Genomic DNA, 3,969 nt, shown 5'->3' with positions numbered 1-3,969 from the left:
GTGTAAGAATCTCTTTAATTTTTGTACAATTCTTTGTTGTTCATAAAGGGGAGGGAGTGGAATAAAAAATCATTAATATCTTGAGATGATATATTATCATTAGTAGAGTTTTTATATTTTAATCTTATTTTTATTGATTCGGATATAATTACATTGTAAATGTAATCTACATTACAATATGGTTTTATTCTTGCCACTCTCTGATTCAAAAGCATCGGTTCAGTTATTTTCTTACAAGTAAACTTTTTCCAACTGTTCCACCTGTCATTGCAATTAATATATCTTCTTCCTGAATTATAAATTTTGCTAATGATAAATCATATGGATGATATATGATTTTTCATTAATGAAATTTTATCATTAAAATCTGAAATCCGTATTACTCTATATCCTGATTTAGAATAATTATTACTCTTAAAAGCATAACCACCACTTTGCTCTGCTATTTGGTATAGCCTACAAACCGCCCAGCCACTAGGCAAGTTCCCATAAGGGGAGAAAGTGTTTATTATTGTTGTCTTTTGAATTTATAGGACAATGAACGAATTAACACAATTTGAACGCTATCTGCGTAGTCATGATCTGGCTGAAAACACATGCAAGGCCTATCTTTGGACGATTGAGCAATTTTTGCCTCGTATGAAACAATTAGCAAACAGAATTTGCTTTCATACAAAACCGCACTTTTAGAGCGCAACAGCCCGCAAACCACCAATTTGCGTATACAAGCCATGAATCGCTACACCGCCTTTATTGGTAAACCACAATGGCGTATGAAATTGGTAAAAGTGCAACAAAAAAACTTTTTAGAAAATGTCATTAGCCAAGCGGATTATTATTTTTGAAACGAAAATTAAAAGCCGATGGGTATACTGATTGGCATTTCATCGTGGGTTTTGGGGGCAACAGGTGCCCGTGTGAGCGAGCTATTACAAATTAAAGCAGAGCATGTGCAAGCAGGGCATATTGATTTATATACCAAGGGTGGGAAAATTAGGCGGATTTATATTGCCAAAAAATTCAAAATCAAGCCTTAGATTGGCTTTCGAGCAAAGGAATAAAGAGCGGTTATATTTTTCTAAACCGCTATGGCAATCGTATTACACCGAGAGGGCTGGCACAGCAACTGAAAATTTTTGCTGAACGATACGGCATAAATCGTGAGGTGGTATATCCTCACTCTTTTCGCCACCGATTTGCGAAAAACTTTTTGGATAAATACAGTGATATTGCTTTTCTTGCCGATATAATGGGGCATGAAAGCATTGAGACCACGCGGATTTATTTACGGCGAACAGCCTCTGAGCAACGGGCAATAGTTGATCAAATTATTGATTGGTAAACCGCGCTTTTAATGCCTTAGCTAGACTGCTAAGGCATTTTCTATATTTTAATTAGATTAAATACTTCTTCTATTTTTTCTACAATTCTTTGTTGCTCTTTAAGTGGTGGTAACGGAATTATTAATTTATCTATGTAATCTTTATTCAGAGATGAGCCTTTTATGGTATTATTGAAATCACCCCAAGAAACAGACTCGGGTGTAGTCCATCGGAGGTATTTTTTTATAGTATCTTGATAATGAAATGGGAAAATAGAAATTATAGCCTCATTATGGAAAGCATCATTTTTAAGAAAAGAGGTTCTTCCAATAGTTAACTTAAAACTCATGATAAGAGTATCTTTTGGGACAATTTTATGACGAAAAACTTCATGAATAGCTAATTGAGTAATTTTTCTTTTGTATTTTCTATATATTCTCCATCTTTCATATCAGCTATAGAAATCCAATCGGTACCTTTACCCCAATAATCAGGATTTGATCTTGAAGGGGTTTTTCCTAAATTATAATATGCTAAATCAATAAATTTGCACCAAACCCAATTGTCAGGAATCTCAAATGGATAAGGGGAGCTATCGGAAGTTTCTATTGTAGGTTTACCTTTTTAGGTGCTTTGATTTTGCCTTGTTTAATCAACTCTTCACGTTCTTTCGCTATCCGTTTTAGTAGTTCACTGGCAGGCTCATCGTTAGGATCTTGTGGCACAAGCTTGCCCGTGATAGCGTGTTGTAAAACGGCTTGGCGAAGCCTTTTTGGTAAGGCTTTTTCTAAATTCGTGAGTTTTTCCTCGTAGTTACCATATTGCTCTACCAACGGCATCAATTGCTCTATACGCTCAACAATTCGCTGTTGCTCGGCAAGTGGTGGGAGGGGGATTAGAAATCCATTAAATTATTTTGAGTTAATTGATAGACTGTAGTCGTTGAGCTGCATTCAGCTAGTTGTTCAAAGAAAAAAGCTGACTGTAAAAAGCAATAAACATATGAAGAAAATTTTGTTTTGCAAATTGCCATAAAGGCACCAAATGTAAGATCATCTCGATTTTCTTCTATCAATGCTGATTTACCAACCAGTTTCTGACTACCATTTCTAGCACAGATTAATATATCACCTTTTTTACTTTAATTTTCTGGTAAATCTTTATTGACTCTAACAATATTTTGGAGACATATTTTTCCGTTTTGAATATTAGAAGATCTAAGAACAATTTTACCTTCTTCTTTAACCACATCTTTGGGGCTATAAGTTAATCCAATATACGACTCAGTAATATCTCTAATACGACACCAACTCCAACTTTCAGGAATCTCAAATGGGATTTGATCGGCGATGCAAAGTGCGGTGCCGTCGGGGAATTGCTCATAAGGGCGTTTATCGGCACCATAAAAAATAAAACTTTCGTTTTTATCTTTTTTTATTTTTTCTCCTTGATGAGCTGTTGTTTTCTGCACGAATTTTCTTAAGCAATATGGATGCTGGCTCGTCGTTAGGATCTTGTGGTACGAGCTTGCCTTGAATTGCCAATTGAAGAATGGACTTTTTTAAATCTTCTGCGGTCATTCTATTATTCATATTTTATCTTAATATCACTTTATTTTTGGGGGCTATCAATCAACGCTACAATCTCATCTAGTAAATCATTCATTTTTCGCTCTAACTTTTCTCGCTGCGTTCGATATTGAGTAATGAGCTCCATAGGCTCTAGAATTTGTTCTATTTTTGCGGATATCCACAAAGATCAAGGTTATAATTCAACTCAGCGATTTCTTTTGCGTTATATGCTTTTGCTTGATAATTACCGTCATCATCAGTAATTTCTATGCGGTTATCCCACCATTGTCGAATGTCATCAAAGTGTTTATTTTCAATAGGTTTTGTTTTAGAAAAGTTTTTTCTATCCGACGGCATATCCATACGATAAAACCAAACCTTGTCCGTACCTTGACCCTCATTATTCTCAATAAAGATCACATTTGTAGCAATGGATGTGTAAGGTGAAAATACAGATTTAGGCAAACGTAGAATAGTGTGTAAATTAAATTCCTTAAGCAGTTTTTCTTTGATATTACGCTTAGCTCCTTCTGTACCAAATAAAAAGCCATCAGGGATAACAACCGCTGCACGCCCTTGATATTTAAGACGATACATAATCACAGACATAAATAAATCTGCCGTTTCACTTGCTCGTAAATCTGGCGGAAAGTTCATTTGGACGCTTTTGTTTTCATTACCACCATAAGGTGGATTCATTAAAATAACATCAAAGCCTTCTTCCTTTCGATAGTTCGCTACCTTTGTTTCAAGGGAATTACCATGGATGATTTCAGGGGAATCAATATCGTGCAAAAGCATATTGGTTACGCATAGAATATGGGGGAGTGCTTTTTTTTCTATCCCATAGACAGATTGATTATATATTTCTTTATCGGATGGCGTTTTGATTTGTGGTTCCAGGCATTTCAAAGCGGAAGTGAGGAATCCGCCTGTACCACAGGCAAAATCCGCAACTTTATCCCCAATTTTAAGATTCATTCTTTCAGCCATAAAATCGGTCAAGGCCCGTGGGGTATAAAACTCTCCAGCATTACCTGCAGATTGCAAGTCTTTGAGAATTTTCTCGTAAATAT

7 protein-coding genes are annotated in these 3,969 nt (G+C 35.6%); 2 read left to right on the top strand and 5 right to left on the bottom strand.

Translation table 11 applies throughout. The annotated features are described in order from the left end of the window. Window positions 1-63, bottom strand: a 63-nt coding sequence (locus tag HPC37_RS11330) for a hypothetical protein (RefSeq protein ID WP_208123080.1), incomplete at its 3' end; no start/stop codon positions are given. A 599-nt stretch (window positions 64-662) separates the two neighbouring features. On the opposite strand from HPC37_RS11330, the gene HPC37_RS11135 reads away from it, so the two are divergent. Both HPC37_RS11135 and HPC37_RS11130 read left to right on the top strand, forming a co-directional pair. Beyond that, window positions 663-845: a hypothetical protein gene (locus tag HPC37_RS11135; protein ID WP_282435419.1), complete on the top strand. Its 183-nt coding sequence runs from the start codon at window positions 663-665 to the stop codon at window positions 843-845. Between the two features lie 173 nt (window positions 846-1,018). Next, window positions 1,019-1,342 carry a tyrosine-type recombinase/integrase gene (locus tag HPC37_RS11130; protein ID WP_345790043.1) on the top strand — a complete coding sequence of 108 codons (324 nt, stop codon included), beginning with the start codon at window positions 1,019-1,021 and terminating at the stop codon, window positions 1,340-1,342. A 41-nt stretch (window positions 1,343-1,383) separates the two neighbouring features. On the opposite strand, the gene HPC37_RS10610 is transcribed toward HPC37_RS11130, so the two are convergent. From HPC37_RS10610 to HPC37_RS10595, 4 genes are all read right to left on the bottom strand, one after another. After that, window positions 1,384-1,695, bottom strand: a complete 312-nt coding sequence (locus HPC37_RS10610) for a restriction endonuclease subunit S (RefSeq protein ID WP_345790042.1) — start codon at window positions 1,693-1,695, stop codon at window positions 1,384-1,386. A 232-nt stretch (window positions 1,696-1,927) separates the two neighbouring features. Next, complete coding sequence (locus HPC37_RS10605) at window positions 1,928-2,161, bottom strand: hypothetical protein (protein WP_208123078.1); 234 nt, start codon at window positions 2,159-2,161, stop codon at window positions 1,928-1,930. Between the two features lie 302 nt (window positions 2,162-2,463). After that, entirely contained in the window at window positions 2,464-2,793 is a 330-nt protein-coding gene (locus HPC37_RS10600) for a restriction endonuclease subunit S domain-containing protein (RefSeq protein WP_208123077.1), read from the bottom strand. Between the two features lie 262 nt (window positions 2,794-3,055). After that, a partial coding sequence (locus HPC37_RS10595) for an HsdM family class I SAM-dependent methyltransferase (protein ID WP_235961788.1) occupies window positions 3,056-3,969 on the bottom strand: 914 nt, incomplete at its 5' end.

This window comes from Spirabiliibacterium mucosae, from assembly GCF_014884965.1.
GTDB lineage: Bacteria > Pseudomonadota > Gammaproteobacteria > Enterobacterales > Pasteurellaceae > Spirabiliibacterium > Spirabiliibacterium mucosae.
Note: the sequence above shows the minus strand (reverse complement) of the source record. Positions and strands in the feature narration are given on the sequence as shown.

Coding starts and splice junctions, on each gene's coding strand:
- HPC37_RS10605 (WP_208123078.1), bottom strand. CDS start 2,161: ATGCCGTTGGTAGAGCAATATGGTAACTACGAGGAAAAACTCACGAAT.